The sequence below is a fragment of the Streptomyces sp. NPDC046557 genome, assembly GCF_040645975.1.
Lineage (GTDB): Bacteria > Actinomycetota > Actinomycetes > Streptomycetales > Streptomycetaceae > Streptomyces.
In genome coordinates this window covers 86517-100748 of the sequence record NZ_JBEYZH010000022.1, presented here as the reverse complement: position 1 = coordinate 100748, position 14232 = coordinate 86517, and the positions used below count along the sequence as shown (strand labels likewise).

12 protein-coding genes and 1 pseudogene are annotated in these 14232 nt (G+C 69.6%); 6 read left to right on the top strand and 7 right to left on the bottom strand.

Annotated features, from left to right (window positions below):
• The 4 genes and pseudogenes from ABZ934_RS27375 to ABZ934_RS27360 all read left to right on the top strand — a co-directional run.
• Positions 1–191, top strand: a pseudogene (locus ABZ934_RS27375) (MerR family transcriptional regulator); the annotation flags it as partial.
• Positions 192–392: 201 nt separating this feature from the next.
• Entirely contained in the window at positions 393–626 is a 234-nt protein-coding gene (locus ABZ934_RS27370; RefSeq protein WP_361318144.1) for a hypothetical protein, read from the top strand.
• A 702-nt stretch (positions 627–1328) separates the two neighbouring features.
• Positions 1329–1892, top strand: coding sequence for a papain-like cysteine protease family protein (locus ABZ934_RS27365; RefSeq protein ID WP_361318142.1), 564 nt, complete (start codon positions 1329–1331; stop codon positions 1890–1892).
• Positions 1893–1903: 11 nt separating this feature from the next.
• On the top strand, positions 1904–2776 hold the full coding sequence (locus ABZ934_RS27360; RefSeq protein WP_361318140.1) for a hypothetical protein: 873 nt from the start codon (positions 1904–1906) through the stop codon (positions 2774–2776).
• Between the two features lie 9 nt (positions 2777–2785).
• On the opposite strand, the gene ABZ934_RS27355 is transcribed toward ABZ934_RS27360, so the two are convergent.
• Both ABZ934_RS27355 and ABZ934_RS27350 read right to left on the bottom strand, forming a co-directional pair.
• On the bottom strand, positions 2786–2968 hold the full coding sequence (locus ABZ934_RS27355) for a hypothetical protein (protein WP_361318138.1): 183 nt from the start codon (positions 2966–2968) through the stop codon (positions 2786–2788).
• On the bottom strand, positions 2968–3135 hold the full coding sequence (locus ABZ934_RS27350; protein ID WP_361318136.1) for an aconitase family protein: 168 nt from the start codon (positions 3133–3135) through the stop codon (positions 2968–2970). Before ABZ934_RS27350 ends, ABZ934_RS27355 begins: the two co-directional genes overlap by 1 nt.
• An 885-nt stretch (positions 3136–4020) precedes the next feature.
• Between ABZ934_RS27350 and ABZ934_RS27345 the strand changes: the two genes are divergently transcribed.
• The gene (locus ABZ934_RS27345; protein WP_361318134.1) at positions 4021–5094 is read left to right on the top strand and encodes a CorA family divalent cation transporter; all 1074 of its coding nucleotides are present in this window, start codon (positions 4021–4023) and stop codon (positions 5092–5094) included.
• Between the two features lie 201 nt (positions 5095–5295).
• On the top strand, positions 5296–5883 hold the full coding sequence (locus ABZ934_RS27340; RefSeq protein ID WP_361318132.1) for an SgcJ/EcaC family oxidoreductase: 588 nt from the start codon (positions 5296–5298) through the stop codon (positions 5881–5883).
• 59 nt (positions 5884–5942) lie between these two features.
• Here the strand turns inward: ABZ934_RS27340 and ABZ934_RS27335 are convergent, their stop codons facing one another.
• The 5 genes from ABZ934_RS27335 to ABZ934_RS27315 all read right to left on the bottom strand — a co-directional run bounded on the left by ABZ934_RS27335 (position 5943) and on the right by ABZ934_RS27315 (position 14053).
• Complete coding sequence (locus ABZ934_RS27335) at positions 5943–6149, bottom strand: hypothetical protein (protein WP_361318130.1); 207 nt, start codon at positions 6147–6149, stop codon at positions 5943–5945.
• A gap of 591 nt (positions 6150–6740) precedes the next feature.
• Positions 6741–8783 (bottom strand): M4 family metallopeptidase, encoded by a 2043-nt coding sequence (locus ABZ934_RS27330; protein WP_361318128.1) that lies wholly within the window; start codon positions 8781–8783, stop codon positions 6741–6743.
• Between the two features lie 511 nt (positions 8784–9294).
• Positions 9295–10560 carry an MFS transporter gene (locus ABZ934_RS27325; RefSeq protein WP_361318126.1) on the bottom strand — a complete coding sequence of 422 codons (1266 nt, stop codon included), beginning with the start codon at positions 10558–10560 and terminating at the stop codon, positions 9295–9297.
• A 44-nt stretch (positions 10561–10604) separates the two neighbouring features.
• The gene (locus ABZ934_RS27320; protein WP_361318124.1) at positions 10605–12605 is read right to left on the bottom strand and encodes a PEP/pyruvate-binding domain-containing protein; all 2001 of its coding nucleotides are present in this window, start codon (positions 12603–12605) and stop codon (positions 10605–10607) included.
• Positions 12602–14053 carry an ATP-grasp domain-containing protein gene (locus tag ABZ934_RS27315; protein WP_361318122.1) on the bottom strand — a complete coding sequence of 484 codons (1452 nt, stop codon included), beginning with the start codon at positions 14051–14053 and terminating at the stop codon, positions 12602–12604. Before ABZ934_RS27315 ends, ABZ934_RS27320 begins: the two co-directional genes overlap by 4 nt.
• Between the last annotated feature and the right edge of the window lie 179 nt (positions 14054–14232).

Below are 14232 nucleotides of genomic sequence, written 5' to 3'. Positions count from 1 at the left end.
GACACCGCCGCTACTCCCGCTACCAACTGCGCATCGCGGCCCGCGCGCGCGAACTCGTCGACCACGGCACCCCCATCGAGGCCGCCTGCCGCATCGTCATCCTCGAAGACCAACTCGAAGAAGCCCAACGCATCAACGCCGAATACCGCCGCGCCACCGCCACGGCGGGCAACCCGACGACCACCGCCTGAAGCGACCGAGACCCACGCCGTCGTCTCCGGTTTCGGGCCCGCACGTCCACCGCATGACTCGCGGATACCAAGCGTGCACCCCGGTTACGGCCGTTGGGTCAAGACGGGTCAAGACGGGTCACGGTCATGGGCCGAAGCGGCCAGGCCGGCCCGGTGCGGCAAGCGCGCGTAACCCGACCAGTTCAAGATCGTTGGCCGGGCATGAACAACACCAAGCGTGTACTTGCTGCCGTCGCCCTCGCCGGGGCAGCCCTGTCGTTCACGGGAACCGCAATGGCTGATCAGGTCGACAGTCTCGGCGATATCGGGAGCGTCGCACGGGACGAGTCCTTCAACTTCGACTCGCAGACCTTCGGTGACTCGGTGAACAACGGGATCGGCAATGTGATCAGCCCAGGGGCTGCCTTCGAAGGGGTGGACGGCCAGTCCTTCTAGAGATCGTTCTTCTCGGGCCCAGCCCATGCGCGCCCCGGTGCAGACTGCTGCCCCTGCGCCAGGGCCAGACTGCGCCCGCCCCAGGCCACCCAAGTCGGTCCCCCGGGTGGGTGACTTCGGGCCCGCTCGCTGCCCGGGCCCGCACGCCAACACCTGGCTGCCAAAAGGTGATCGCGGTCACGGCGGTCAGCAACAGCCGCATCGGGATCGTGCGGGATTTCCATCCGGTGATCACCGGGCCCGTCGACGCCCGGCTCGGAAAGCCGCCCACCCGTCGGCCGGGCGGGGATCAACAAATCGGCTGGTAGCTGGGGGAGTCAGGGCAATGTTCCACCACCTGGACCTCGTCCCACGCGCCGATGCGGGCGATCAGAGAGGCGGGCGGCGTGTCATCCCCCGGGGATAGGTGCCCACCTCTTCGGGATGCAGGACACACCGCTCGGGAGTTCGTGTCCCGGGCGGGGCTGCCGGCCCGGGGTTGACGGCGTCGATCGAGCCGCGTTCGGCAGATCTGGCTGCACAACCTTCACGGGGGCAACGACCGTCCCAAGGGGAACAGCAGTTACTACACGATTACATGACAATTAATCAGTAGGAGTTGAATCACCGCAAATCCCCTATGCCTTCGACATGCTGCGCCGTCATATTCGTTCCAGATTGCCCCGCTCATCTCGTTGCACCCATCAGGGGGAAGGCAGGAACATGGGCAAATTCAGTTTTGGCACCACGGCGTCGGCCATCATGCTGGTCGCCTTGGGATCGCTCGCGGCCGCAGGAGGTACGGCTCACGCGGAAGCGGGTCAGGACACCATCACCATGCTGAAGCAGGAGAAGACCCAGTGGTGCTGGGTCGCCTCCGGGCTGACCATCGCCAAGTTCCAGGGCTTCGGCTCCACACAGACGGACTTCTGCAACCGGGCCCAGCCTTATTACGGCTGCAACAACCAGCCCGCCACGCTCGACGACATGGCCAAGGGCTGGAGCAGTCTCGGCATGGCCCACACCGGCTCGGGCCTGAGCAGCGCGGCCACGTTCAACCAGGTGTTCACCGACGTCAAGGCGGCCCGACCGATCGGTGCCCGCATCGGCTGGACGTCCGGTGGCGGCCACATGAATGTGGTCTACGGCTTCGACACGTCGAACAACACGATCGCCGTGGCCGACCCGTGGCCGGACACCACCACCTACACGTGGTGGAACTACGACGACTACGTGAGCAACAGTTCGTCCAAGTGGACCCACTCCCGCATCGGCATCTCCCGCTAAAGGCAGGCGACATGCGCGACACCAAAACGTCCAGCAAGCGGGCGGACTCTCGCTTCTCCCGCCTGTCCATCGTCATCGCTCTGAGCGCGTCCGCACTGCTGTCCGTCGTCGGTCCGGCCCATGCGGCCCCGGCCAAGGACCCTCTCCCGGCCGACATTCCCGACTATCAGGCCGCCTTGGACGCGGTGAAGTCCACCGACGTGCGCAACGCCGTTTGCCGATTCCTGAACACTCCGGTGCCTACCGGCGGCGCCGGCGGGCCGGTGCAGACGATCCCCGAAACGGCCGAACCCTGCCAAGGCCTCCCGGCCTTCTCGATCAAGGACCCGGTGGCACGGAACGAAATCACCCCCGGGTTCGTCGCGGGCACCGCCAAGCCACTGCCCACCGAGGCGATCAAGCTGACGCAGCTGGTCTCGTCGCTCAGCATCACCGTCAACGGCCGCAACGCCACGGTCATGCTCGCCCCCACCCGGGGCGGTGGCTGGCATCTGGCGGCCATCCGCGACGGCGAGGGCGACGCCACATACGCCGGCAAGGCCACCCTGGGAACGCTGGTCTTCACCGAGCCGCAGATCCGAGGCTGGTACCAGCTCAAGCTCACCACTGTCGAGCCGCTCAACGACGAGGCCCGGCAAGGCATGGGCGGCCGCGCGTCGATGTCGCTCAGCGACTACCAGAAACTGGTCAAGGCCCGCTACGCGGACAAGCTGCCCGGCTCGGAGTACGACACCAACGGCTACTCCAGCGGCTACAGCCCCCGGCGCACGGCGGACGATGCCTCGACCTCCACCCTGCTACTCGCCGGCGGGTCCAGCGCGGCAATCGCTCTCGTGGGCGGGGTCGCCGTCCTCCGCCGACGCCGGCGCGCAAGCACCTGCTGAACCTGACCCCTACGCCCCCTCCCTCCGTCCCGGCCTGGGCAGTCGGCCGGGACGGAGGGAATCCCGGTGATCACCGGCGATGTGCTTCGCGGCTTCGGAGACGGGCAGTTTCATGGCGAAGGCCGGGTACATGGCGTCGGTGGTGACGGAGTCGCCGGCGACCCGGACGCGCCCGGTGATGTGGGTGTCCATCAGCTGAGTTCCCCTCGCGGGTCGGTGACATGGCCGGTGAGGGCGGAGGCGGCGACGGTGGTGGCGGGGGAGGCCATGTAGATCTCCGCGTCGGGACTGCCCATGTGGCCGCCGAAGTTGCGGGTGGAGGAGGTCAGGCAGACCTCGCCGGGGGTGAGCCGGCCCATGTGGCGTCGCGGGCGAAGGCGCGGGCTTGGGTGCCGCCGCTGCCGACGATCTCGCGCGGATCGAGGAGATCCTCACCGAACACGACGGCACGGCCGCCGTCCACTGCCGCGCCAACACCGCGCATCACCCTCGCCTCGCACGGTCGGCTGTGTACTTCCGGCGCGGTGAAGGAACGTCGGTGCGGCGGACGCGTTGCCGGATGGTCCCGACACGGGCCGGGGCGATGAGCGCCAGGCGATCCCCCTGATCGGACCGCTGCTGGGGGCGCTGTTCGCCGAGTGGGCCGCCGACGTCGACGGAGCGGGTTGGCCGCCGGGCGCCTGCTGCACTCCTGCACGCGGTCGGCCGGGCCCGGCCGCGCGACCGGTACGTGCTCCCCGACGACCAATCGGTACGTGCTCGCCGACGACCAGGGACGGCCGCGGTTGGTGGTGCCGGGCCGTGGCCGGGAGGACTACCTGCAACTGGCAGTCACCGAGATCCGTGAGTACGGCGCCGCCGCGCTCCAGGTGTGCCGGCGACTGCGCGCGCTGCCGGAAGACCTGCTCGAAAAATCCAGCCGGCCGAGCGGCTGCCGACGGTACGCGCGGAGCTCGCCCTTCTCGATGAGTCCGTCCGGCGGACGTTCACCGACCCCGCGCGCCGCGCCGGGGCCCGGACGGCCGACCGGCAGCGCTTCGGCGGTGGGCGGCCACCGGGGACCTCACCCTGACGCACGCGTCACGCCCGCAGCGGGAACCGGGTGATGCCGGCGGCGACTTCGCGAGCCCGGCGGTCGCCACCGTCGGCCGCGCGGCCCCGGGTGGTAGCGTGCCGGGCGTTGGGCCTCAGGGGCTGAGGTGTCCCGCTTCTCGGCAGCGCACTGTCATCCAGGGTGAGGCGCGATGATCGTGTCGGTGGTGTCGGTGCCGGAAGGCGTCGTCACGCGCACAGAGTTGTCGGAAGCCCGGGAGCGTCTCGCAGCCCGCGATCTCGTGATCGTGGACATCGAGCAAGGTGAGGACCCGCCGCCTGACGATCAGCCGCTTGCCCGCCGGCTCGGACTGACCGACAAGGGCTGGGAGTGGCTCGGCCGGCGGCACGAGCCCGTACGGGCCGATTACCACGAGGGCGCCGTCGGCTGCGTCGTGCCGGTGGTCGACGGCGCCGACATCACCCACATCCACGTCCTCGCCGGTGACCACCACCTCGTCACGGTCCACCACCGGCCCGTCGCACTGATCGAGGCGTTCTTCGAGCGCCTGCCCCAGGATCGGCCCTCCGACGGGGCGATGATGGCGTTCCTCTTCATGCACGGGGTGATGGAGGGCTTTCGCCGGGCCGCCGCCCAGACGCTGCTGGAGGTGGAGGACCTGGAAGAGGAGATGTTCGAGCAGCGGCAGCCGCAACACGTACACCGACTGGCCCATTTGCGACGGCGCGCTGCCCAGCTACACCGTGCGTTCCTTCCCTACGCCGCGGTGGCACAGGAATTCCTGACGCGCCGAAGGATGGCGAACCGTGAAATCTCGGAGGACTGGCGAGCGCTGAACCTCAAGCACGAGCGCACCGTCCAGTTGGTGCTGATGGAAATCGAGTCGCTGCGCGACGAAACCCGGCGGGCCGCCGACACCTACGCCTCGCTCGTCGCCGACCAGCAGAATCTGGTGATCAACAAACTCGCCATCGCCTCGGTGGTCTTCCTGCCGCTGTCGTTCCTGACCGGGTTCTTCGGCATAAACTTCACCTACCTGACCAACGCCCTGACGAGCGAGCGGTCCTTCTTGACGCTGGGCCTCTGCATGCAGGTGTGCGCCCTGGGCGTGGCGATCTACTTCGTCATGTACCGCACGCACTGGCGCCAGCTCCGCGGCGGACCCGCCCGCGGCACCGACGCCGATCTCGAGGACGGGCCTGAGCACTCGACGCGATGGTCGGGCCGTATTCCGAGAAGCCGGGGCCGCCGGCCCTCTCGCTGAGCCGCCGGTACAGCCCGCCGACCTGGTGTGACGGCCGGGGAGGGCGGGCGGCAGGGGCCGTCCGCACTCGGGGGCCGGCGGTAGGCAGGTGCGGGCACCTGCATGCGAGGCTGACTCGAATCTCGACGGTGGCCCAAGTGACCTCCACGGATGCGGTCGCTCAGTCTGGCTTCTGTCCAACTGCCTGCATGGCCTGCTTCGGTGCGGCATTCTGCCGGATCTCCTCTGTGGCGGCTCGGAACGCGGGCGCCGCACGGGCGAAGTTCCGAGGAGCACGCCGCGGTCCGAGCCCTCCTGGCCCGGCTCGTCGGCGCATGGGAGCGTCACGACGCGGAGGCGTACGGCGCGCTCTTCACCGAAGACGCCTCGTACACGACGTACATCGGCACGGTGTACCAGGGGCGACGCGACATCGTGGAGAGCCACCGCGCGCTCTTCACCGGTTTCCTCAAAGGCACCCGGCCGGCCGATGAGGTGGTCGGCGTCCGTTTCCACGGACCCGACCTGGCCGTCGTCACCGGTCGAGGCGACACGTACAAGAAAAGGGAGCCGAAGAACCTCGGCAAGGTCCAGACGTACACCCTCGTCCGCGTGTGCGACGGGCAGTGGCGCATCGCCGCCTTCCACAACACCAAGCGCAGGCCGTTGATGGAAGCCGTGTCGTACAAGTTCGCCCCGGACCCCGAGCGGTCGGGCGTGGGGGCCATGGGCTATACCACCGCAGGTGCGGTGAGGCGGTGGCTAGGGGCCGGCGGCAAGGCAACGGCACCGAGGACTACCCCGGCCTGAGTCTGCATGGCCGCTTGGGACACCGTGGCCGTTCTGCTTTGGCTACAGCTCGTCTTTGGCTACAGCTCGTCGTAGCCGCCCCAGTAGTCGCTCTCAGCCGGCACGTCCTGCTCGCGGCGGCGCAAGGCTGCCCCGTCCTTGCCGGGGGAGGGCCGGCCGGGTTCCGCGGGGTGGACCGGATCCTGCCCGGTCGGGACCTCTGACTCCGGTCGTACTTCGTCGGGGTCCTTGCCGGACCAGGGCCGCTTGTCCCGCGTACCGCCCATGAGGTGGCTCCTCACTCGGAGGGCTTTGCCTTCCAGGCTGACACGCGGCGGGGCATTCGGCAGCATGTGCGTGCTTCGGCCTGGCGCCGGGCCGGTGCTGGCGAGTAAACGAGAGCTCTCCCGCGCCCTCCGGCGTCATATGGGGCCCACGACATCGCCTGCTGTGGCACCAGGAACAGGTCCCAGGCCGCGGTCGAAGATGATCTCGGCGGCCGGTCGGCCGGCGCCCCGGCACGGGGCCTGGTCCCTCTTCGTGGTGGCGGACGAAGCGAGCCGCAGGGGCAGGCCCGTTTCGGCGGCACCGCGTTCATCCGAGGCCGTACTTCTTGGTGGTTCTGCCCATCAACAAGCTCCACGAGCGGCTCGCCTCCCACCAGGATGTCCAGGCACCCAAGCGCGACTGCCCCGTATGCCTCAGCCCTGTCCCCGCCCTGGCCCGGCGCTGTGCGTCATGTACCGTCCGGCTGCCCGAAGAGACGCAGCGTCTCGGTTGACACGGAAGGTGCTGGACGGGGTCCTCGCCCGCCGCCACAAACGATGCTGCCCGGAGCGAAGGCTCCGGGCAGCATCAGGTCATGTGCGGTCGGCCGGTCAGAAGGTGAGCTTGAAGTCCGTGATGGTGCCCACGTCCGCGGCGCCCTTGTCCTGGACCTTCAGCTTCCAGGTGCCGTTGGCGGCCACGGCCGAGGCGTTGACGGTGTACGTCTTGTCGAGGTTCGCCGTGGAGTCCGAGGAAGAGTTCTGCAGACGGTACGAGGTCCCGTTCGGGGCCACGAGGTCGATCTGGAGGTCACCGATGTAGGTGTGGGTGATCTTCACGCCGACCTGGAGGGTGCTCGGCGCGTTACCGGTGATGCCGGTCACGCTCACCGAAGAGGTGACCGCGGGGCCGGGGGAGTCCGGGATGGCCACCTTGGCGGTGCTCTCGAAGACCTTGCCCGGGGTGGGGGTGCCGCCGTTCGCGCGGGCGCCCACGTTGACGGCGGCCCAGGCGTTGGTGACGTTGGTGACCTCGGGGCTGCCGGCCCCGTACAGCTCGGTGGCCGCGGCGATCGTGCCGTCGCGGGCGCCCTTGTAGTCGGTGCTGGAGTTGAACTTGCTGGTGAGCGCCTTGTACCAGATGAGCTGGGCCTTGTCCCGGCCGATGCCGGTGACGGGCAGGCCGTCGGAGGTCGGTGAGTTGTAGCTGACGCCGTTGACCGTCTTGGCGCCGGAGCCCTCGGAGGCGAGGTAGAACCAGTGGTTCGCCGGTCCCGATGAGTAGTGGACGTCGAGGCTGCCGACGCCGGAGTACCAGCTGTCCGCGGAGCCGCCGTCCTTGCTCGGCTTGTCCATGTAGCGCAGCGGGGTGCCGTCGCCGTTGATGTTGATCTGCTCGCCGATGAGGTAGTTGCCCGGCGCGCTGGGGTTGTTGGCGTAGAACTCGACCGAGGTGCCCATGATGTCGGAGGTCGCCTCGTTCAGGCCGCCCGACTCGTCGCTGTAGTTGAGGCCGGCGGTGGCGGCGGTGACGCCGTGCGTCATCTCGTGACCGGCGACGTCCAGCGAGGTCAGCGGGTCGTTGTTGGCCGTTCCGTCGCCGTACGTCATGCAGAAGCAGCTGTCGTCCCAGAACGCGTTGACGTACGCGTTGCCGTAGTGGACCCGGGAGTAGGCGGCGACGCCGTCGCCACGGATGCCGGAGCGGCCGAGGACGTTCTTGTAGAAGTCCCAGGTGACCCCGGCGCCGTAGGCGGCGTCGGCGCCCGCGGTGGCGGCGCTGGAGTTGGCGCCGGTGCCCCAGGTGTCGGTGGCCTGGGTGAAGAGCGAGCCGGTGCCCGACGTGCCGTGGTTCAGGTTGTAGGTCTTGTGGCCGCCGCGGCCCGTGTCGTTCAGCGTGAAGCTCGAACCCGACTGCGAGGTGCCGAGGGTGACCTGGCCGCTGTAGTGGGTGTTGCCGACACCGGTCTCGATGCCCTGCCACTGGTGGAGCTTCGCACCCGTCTTGGCATCGGTGATGACGTGGAGCTGGTTGGGAGTGCCGTCGTCCTGGAGCCCGCCGACGACGGTCTCGTAGGCGAGGGTCGGCACGCCCTTCGCCATCCACACGACCTTGCGGGGCGCGACGTCGGCCTTCGCGGCCTTGGAACCCACGGCCTTCGCGGCGTCGAGGGCCTGCGTGGAGGCGGCCGCCGGAGCGTCGGCCGGGGCGGTGGTCGAGATGCCCTGCAGCGGGGCGGTGGACGCCTTGCTCACGCCCTGCGTCCGGTTGTCCGTCGAACGGCTGACGACCAAGTCGCCGCCGAGGACCGGGAGTCCTTCGTAGGTGCGCTCGTACCGGGTGTGGGTGGTACCGTCCTGGTCCTTGACCACATCGTGGACGAGCAGCTTCTCCTGGGGGCTGAGGCCGAGCTCCTTGGCCGTGGCGGCCGTGGTGCTCTGGGCCTTGGCTATGAGCTCGGCGCGCTGGGACGGGGTGAGTTGTGCGGGCAGCGCGCCCGGGTTGCGTACCGGCCGGCCCTTGGGGGCGGCGGCGTTCGCGGATCCTTCGGGCTGCGCGCTGGCACTGCCTGCCTGGACACCTACCGTGAGCAGGGCGGCTGCGGCGAGCAGGGCGCTGGTGGCGGTGGCGTGACGACGAGTCGTGGATTTCACGCGGACTCCTTCTGCGTGTGGGGGGTTACCGGGCGGCTGGATGAGGCCGGCCGGGCAGAGCGTGCGGAGCTGTTCCGTGCTGGGGATGGGGAGAGAGTGCCAGCGATCGCGATCTTTGTCAGGAGCGCGTCATTAATCGGCCGAATCCAGTCCGGATTTCGATGCTCGGCGTTCGCTCAGCGGATACATCGCGGTGGTACTGGTCAGCCCGTGCCTGCCCAACAGGGCTTATGGCGGGCGGTACTCGCTTTTCGGACACCGGGCCGTCCCGGACGGATCGGCCGGTGCGCCGCCGGTGGTGGCGCACTTCGCATTCAGGCAAAGGGTTCGGCATCAAGCGTCAAACCCCGTTGACCTACACGTGATCGGGCGGGTGAGATGAGGCCGTCGACTACCCGAACCCGGAGCCGAAACCGAAGGGCTACCGCGCCATCGGACACGTGCGCGGCCAACCCTCGGGCGGTGCGGCACGCGTGGGCGGACCTGATCGCCGCGCGGCCGTCCCGCCGTATCAGGGTTGGCCGGCGGTCCGACGTACCCCGTCCCGACGAAGTCGCCCCAGGACGACCCCCACGACGAGCAGCAGTAGACAGGTGCCCGCCGCGGCGTGTACGAGGAGCGCGTCGAGGCGGTCCGCCGCCAGGTAGGCACCGACGGCCAGCGCCACCACCGCGCACACCCCGCGGTCGATGATGGACTCCACCGACAGCAGGGTCGCCCGGTAGGGGGTCGCCGGGATCGCCGCGTTGATCAGGTTGCGTTGCACCGGGTACGCGAGGCCCGCCGCGGCGGCGAACGCGCACAGGAACAAGATCGTGCCCAGGCCCCCTGACAGCGTGGTGGCCGCGAGCGTGAGTGCCATCACCACGCTGATGACGGTCACCACGGTGGAGTCGGACAGCCTGCCGCGCAACCAGCCGGTCCTGGCCGACCCAATGGCCTCGGCGACCGTCATAGCCGACAGCACCGCACCGTGATCGGCGACGGGAAGACCCTTTTCGAGGAGCAGCGGTTGGAAGAGGTTGACCTGGCAGATGCGGGCGAGCGTGAACACGGCAACGCCCTGCACCATCAAGGGCCCGAGGGACCGTGACGTGCCGAGAACCCTCGCGGCCCGGCGGGCCGAATCGAGGAGCCCGACCCGCTCCGCGGGCGGGTGACCGCCCCCGCGGGGCGCCGCGATCGCCGGGAGGGCCGATGAGCAGGCCAGCGAACCGAGCGCGGAGAGAGCGGTCAGCACGTAAGGGGCCTCGTGCCGGACGTGCATCAGGACGCCGACCAGCGGCCAACAGACGATCTTCGCCCAGAGGCCGAGCGCCCGGGCGGTGCCCTCGGCCTGTATGTAGTGCCCCTCCGCGCCGTGCTCGTGCAGGTACTCGTACAGATAGGCGCTGGAGGCCCCCGACACCAGCGAGCGGGCGGCGGCGATGGCCAGGAAGTGCGCCATGAAGCCCGCGAAGGACGGCGAGGCGACCGGGAGGAGGTTCGCCGCGGTCATCGCGGCCGCCCCCAGTTGCATGCAGCGGCGCTGTCCCATGCGGTCGGCGATGAAGCCGGTGGGTATCTCCAGCAGGCAGAACGCCACGTAGTAGACGCTCTGGATGCCGAAGATCTGGCTGTCGGACAGGCCTGCCTGCCGCTGGTACTGGTAGAAGACCGGCATCCACCACAGCAGGTTGAACAACAGCTGGAACCCGTTGTTCAGTCGGATCACGCGCAGCACCGGGGCGGGCGGGCGGACGCGTCGTGTCACGCGCGTACGCGGGGAGATGGGCATGGGTCGACCTTCGGTGGGGCGGTACGCGAGGAAGTGCGGACGGGTCAGACGCTGTACGGGCGCAGCTGGAGTATGTGGAGCGCGCCTCCCGGTCCGAGCAGCCATTCGATGTCGAGCGGCCCGGCGAAGGTGTAGTCCGTGGCGAAATGGGACTGGAGCAAGCGGCCCGCAAGCGCCAGCCGGCCCAGGTGGGCCCGCGTGTCCTGCGCCAGGTCCTCGGTGGCCGCGCCCAGCGAGACGGTTCGGCCGCCGCCCTCGACCGTGTTGTACAGGTACTGCAGGGGCATCGTCCGGCCGTCGACGACATCGGCCGTGGACCCGTGCGCGCAGTTGAGGTACACGTTGCGGAAGTCGGCCCGGTTGGTCGGATTGCAGGTGACCATGACGCCTCCGAGGGGGGACGGCTCGTAGCGCTGGACGATCACCCCCATGTAGGTGTCGTCCAGGGAGATGCCGGCCTGATGACGCAGCCGTACGCTGCGCGGGGAGAGCAACGACGCCCACACCTGGCGGATGGCGTCGAGCAGCCCCGGCAGATCGGTGACCCTGGTGTGGGACTCGTAGATCCCGGCTGCGGAGAAGCCCGGCAGGTCCTCGGCGTTCGAGGAGGAACGCACGGCGAAGCGGCCCGTGCCCGCCAGGTGTTCGACCAGCTGCGTGTCCAGGGCGTGCACCAGGTCCTCGGGCACCGGGAGGGTGCGCACCAGATGCTGCAACTGGAGGCAGACCGTGTCCACGGCGTCCATGGAGTTCAGCTCCAGTGCCATCTTCAGTTTGCCGATGCTCTGTTGCACTGCCGGTGAGGAGTCCAGGAAACGCTGTTGGACGGAGAAGGGGACGGCGATGCCCGCCGGCGCACGGACGTGCCGGGTCAGGAACTCGCTCGCGTACTGTGCGAGATCGCCGTCCTCCGGCATCCCCAGCCGGGCGGCCAGGTGACCGAGCAGGTCGGCTCGGGGCGGGCGGGGCACGGAGTAGTAGCCGGTCAGGCGGCCCGATCCGTGACGCAGTACCTGGTGCAGTTCCCCGAGGTTGGCCGCTTTGGTGCCGTATCGGTTCCGGTCGCCGGAGCGTAACGCGGACAGCGGCACGAGCGGTACGTCCGTCACGTGTGGCGCGTCGAGGCGGACGCGCTGCGTGTGCCACGTCGGTTCGGCGAGGTCCGACGGCTCCTCGGCGCGCTCGATGACGAACCCGTCGGCGGTGACCTCGTAACGGATCCAGGCACCGTCCAGCTTCTCGTCGGCGATCGTGTCGAGGATTTGGCGGACGATGGCGTTCGGGATGCCCCACCCGGCCGCCAGCATGTTGGTGTGCGACAGGGGAGTGGTGGGCTGGGCGTTGATCAAACCGGCGAGCCGCGGAATGTCGTCGGGGACCACCGGCATGGCGACGATGTCGTACCAGGTCAGGTCCGCGCGGGCGAGCAGGTATTCCTCGCCCGAAGCGAAGGCGCGGAGCCGGCCGGTGGCCGAGGCGAGCGTCAACGGCACGAAGGGCGCGGTGGCCAGGAGCGCGTGACCCCGCGCACGGGGCACCACGGTCTCCGGCACCGCCGCGAGGGCGTTCTCCTGCCCGTGGTTGGCCGGTTTCACCAGCAGTTCCAGCGCGGGATCGAGGTGGGCCCGTACGAAGGCGTGGAACTCGATCAGCAGGTCCGCGCCCATGGTGTCGGCCTCGGTGGTCTCCAGGACCATGAACGGCTCATCGGGCTCGGGGCCGCCCCGGGGGTGCAGCGACAGGACGCCGAGCAGGAAGCGCCGGGCGGGGTCCTGGTAGACGTCATGGTTGAAACGGTCGAGTTCCGCGTCGAGCTGTTCGAGGGTCAGCCCCTGGATCTCGGTGGCTATGTAGTTGACGTGGAAGGAGTGCACGGCGCTGTCGAGGACGTGCCAGCGGTCCTGCTCGCGGTCCACGACGACCTTCACGTACGGGTGCCCGCCCAGCACCCCGGCCAGTTGCTCGAACAGGGGGAGCGTGAGCAGGGTGTCCACGGCGGCGCCCCGGGGGGACGGCGCGGCTGCGATGGTTCCGGCGTTCGTCATGCGGTGCTCCCGGGCGTCGGGCGGTCGGCGGACAGGGGGGACAGGGGAGACAGCGCGGAGGGCTCGGTGGGGGCGGCGGGGGCCCTCGTGAGGGCGACGGACGGGGTGGTGAGGGCCTTTGGCAAGGCCGCGAGGATGCTGGCGCAATCGGCCAGCAGCTCCGGCCCGGACTCGGCGGTGAGGAAGCACAGCGCGGCCATGGAATTGGCCCCTCCCGCCTCCTCGTACGGCGGAACCGGGGTGCCCGGCGCGAGACTGTGTTCGCGCACCGGCTCCACGCGGGATCCCGGCGCGACCAGGGCGGGCCAGTCGACCGCCTCGAAGTCCCAGGCCGGGAGTTCGCTCCAGGGCCGGCCCTCGGGGTCGACGGCGAGGATGACGAGGGATCCAGCGGCGCCCGTGCCCTCGGTCGGCATCCGCTGCGGGTAGGCGACCTCCCGGCCGAGCAACTCGCGCACCAGCATGCCGATCATGTCGAGCCCGAAGACGGTCTCCACCTGCCGGGTGGTCATCACCCCACCGAACCGGGCGGCGGTCTCGATCAGCCACATGGCACCGTCCGCACCGAGTTTGATCTCGGTGTGGGTGGCGCAGGTGTCGAGTCCGAGCGCGTCGACGGCGGCGCGCGACACCTCCTCGATCCGGTGCTGCAAGGCGTTCGGGAGGGCGGCCGGGGCCAGGCTCGCCCGCTCTGTGAAGGGCGCGATGGTCGGCATCCGCCCGGTGATGCACAGCGGGTGGTAGCGGCCGTCGGCGACGATCCCCTCCACGCTGACGTAGTCGCCCCACCCGTCCCCGTCGAACCAATCTGAGGCGTCTCCGGTCACGATCTCCTCCAGCAGGAAATCGCTGACGCCCTCGTCCGCCGCGTGCAGTTCCGCGTAACCCTGCGCGGAAGCGGCTTCCATGACGGAACGTCCGGTCTTCCAGGCCACCTCGGCCTGCTGCTGGTTCCACACGGTGAGATGGGCCGTGGAACCCGCACTCCAGGCGGCCTTCAGGAGCAGCGGCGGCCTGAGGACGTCGAAGGCGGCCTTGATGTCCTCCGTGGTGTGGACCTCCGCGAACCTCGGTACGGGCACCCCGGCGTCACGCCAGATCCGGCGCATCAGACGCTTGTCCCGCGCCCCCACGACCCGCTCACCGGCGCCGCGCAGACCGAGCCGCAGGCTCGCGTGGGCGACGGCCACCACCGCGTACTCCGACAGGGTCAGCACCGCCTCGGCGCCGACGCGGCGGGCGTGGGAACAGATCAGATCGACCGGTTCCACCCCCTCGCCCGGTGGGGCCGTGGTGATCGACGCGCATCCAGGCAGCCACACCGACTCGGTGATTCGGGGTAAGGGCGCGAGCGCCAGGACGTGTACCTCGGCGTGGGCGGCGATGTGCGGGACCGCGTACTCCAAAGGAGGGCCGCCCTTGGCGTAGACGAAGAGGATCGGGGTCATGGTGCTCCTGGGGTCGAGGGAGACGCCGGGTGGCGCAACGGCGTCGTCGGCGGACGATCCGTACGCGGCGTCGGTCGCCAGGTACGGACCAGGGGTGACGAGACCACGCGGGAAGACGGCGGACGCACAGGTGTACGCCTACTCGGTGAGGCGCTCGCCAAACAACCGCGCTCGCCAAG

Coding starts and splice junctions, on each gene's coding strand:
- ABZ934_RS27335 (WP_361318130.1), bottom strand. CDS start 6,149: ATGGGCGGTACGCGGGACAAGCGGCCCTGGTCCGGCAAGGACCCCGAC.
- ABZ934_RS27360 (WP_361318140.1), top strand. CDS start 1,904: ATGCGCGACACCAAAACGTCCAGCAAGCGGGCGGACTCTCGCTTCTCC.
- ABZ934_RS27370 (WP_361318144.1), top strand. CDS start 393: ATGAACAACACCAAGCGTGTACTTGCTGCCGTCGCCCTCGCCGGGGCA.
- ABZ934_RS27325 (WP_361318126.1), bottom strand. CDS start 10,560: ATGCCCATCTCCCCGCGTACGCGCGTGACACGACGCGTCCGCCCGCCC.
- ABZ934_RS27315 (WP_361318122.1), bottom strand. CDS start 14,053: ATGACCCCGATCCTCTTCGTCTACGCCAAGGGCGGCCCTCCTTTGGAG.
- ABZ934_RS27345 (WP_361318134.1), top strand. CDS start 4,021: ATGATCGTGTCGGTGGTGTCGGTGCCGGAAGGCGTCGTCACGCGCACA.
- ABZ934_RS27355 (WP_361318138.1), bottom strand. CDS start 2,968: ATGGACACCCACATCACCGGGCGCGTCCGGGTCGCCGGCGACTCCGTC.
- ABZ934_RS27320 (WP_361318124.1), bottom strand. CDS start 12,605: ATGACGAACGCCGGAACCATCGCAGCCGCGCCGTCCCCCCGGGGCGCC.
- ABZ934_RS27350 (WP_361318136.1), bottom strand. CDS start 3,135: ATGGGCCGGCTCACCCCCGGCGAGGTCTGCCTGACCTCCTCCACCCGC.
- ABZ934_RS27365 (WP_361318142.1), top strand. CDS start 1,329: ATGGGCAAATTCAGTTTTGGCACCACGGCGTCGGCCATCATGCTGGTC.